We start from the raw sequence: 1428 nt of genomic DNA on the forward strand, positions 1-1428 counted from the left end.
ACTATTTGCGCCGATGATCGCGCCCTCACCGATGGTGACGCCTTTCATTACGAAGCAATTTTGCCCCAACCACGCTCCGCGGCAAATGCGCACCGGCTTTACCTCTTCGGGCAGCGGGGGCAGTCCTTTCGCCCGTAACTCCGGATCACGAGGGTGCCCATCGTTGTCACAGATGTAAACCCGGGAAGCAATATTCACCTGGTCTTCAATAACTACTTCTTTGTTTGCGACAATGTGCACCAAATGGCCGATCACCACGTCATTGCCAATGATGAGTTTGGGGTGGTCAAAAAGCCGGCCGCTTGTAATGTCGAGTTTTCCGAAAATTCTCAAACGATCACCAATATAGATTTCCGGGTGACCGGTGATAAAGGGCGTCATCCATACGTGCCAATGCCGGCCAGCCTTGACACATCGAGCTCGCAGAGCTGGCTCGCAGTAGAGAACAGAGATCAACCATCGAAGACACCACTCTAGTGTGCGATGGAGACCGTAGAGGCCCCGGTAAAACGTCTTCAAGAGAGCGGGCTGCGGTAAGTTGGCGCTCATGATCTTGAAAAACGCCTTTTTCAGGTATGCATAGACCGGTCCTTCGCCCCGGCGTATCTTCAGAATGGTTTTGCTTAGCCAGCTCATTGCAGATTGGCTATCTACGGTATCGGCTGTCCTTTGTCTCTTCTGGTGGTAACAAGAGGCTTCAGCTCGTTCTGGTTCTACTATTCAGGGTATCCCAATAATCTGTTTTGCTCTTGCGGTAGTCCATGGCTATGTGCTGCCTCAGGCTGTAACCGTCTGCGGAGTACCGCTTGCGGTTCGACGATAGAACAGATACTCGGCTGCCGTTATCAATATGTCCACTACGATCGCTGTAACCGCGAGTGCAGTGGGTGGCCAGACGAAATAGGTTAAGGGCAGCAGCAGTGCGAAGTTCGCCAGAGTCGAGCCAATAATCACACGGGACCACTCTTTTTCATATCCAAACGCCAGCATGTAAAACGTTGAGTAGCAGTGCTGGAGAGCCAGCAGAAACGGAGAGAAGGCCAGAATCCGTAAGAGAGGCATCGCAGGGGCGTATTTAAGGCCGTACACGAGCCGCATGATGAGCGGAGCACCCGCAAAAAGGCACAGTGAACCGCAAAAGACCGGAGCAGCTAGAACCAACGTGTACTTTCGCAGCAGCATGATGGCGTCCTGCCGGGATTTCACCGCCAAGTGACTGATGTGGGGATAGATGGCAGTGACGACTGGCTGAACCAACATCCGGCACGCCACGATCAAACGCCATACAGATATGTAATAGGCGACATCGGTAGCCGTAGCTTTCAAGCCTAAAATGAACACATTTGTTGCTGGAACGAGATTCACTACTGCTGAGGATAGGAAAACATGCCATCCTTCCCGTAGTGCTGCAATCATGTCTCTTAGCGA

At 52.2% G+C, this 1428-nt stretch carries 2 protein-coding genes; both read right to left on the reverse strand.

What is annotated here, in order from left to right; translation table 11 throughout:
- Positions 1-549 (reverse strand): acyltransferase (locus VKV18_RS01315; RefSeq protein WP_324202425.1); only part of this gene is annotated, 549 nt, incomplete at its 3' end.
- Positions 550-777: 228 nt separating this feature from the next.
- Positions 778-1416, reverse strand: a complete 639-nt coding sequence (locus VKV18_RS01320; protein ID WP_324202426.1) for an oligosaccharide flippase family protein — start codon at positions 1414-1416, stop codon at positions 778-780.
- Positions 1417-1428: the final 12 nt, after the last annotated feature.

The sequence above is a fragment of the Chthonomonas sp. genome, from assembly GCF_035294505.1.
Classification (GTDB): domain Bacteria; phylum Armatimonadota; class Chthonomonadetes; order Chthonomonadales; family Chthonomonadaceae; genus Chthonomonas.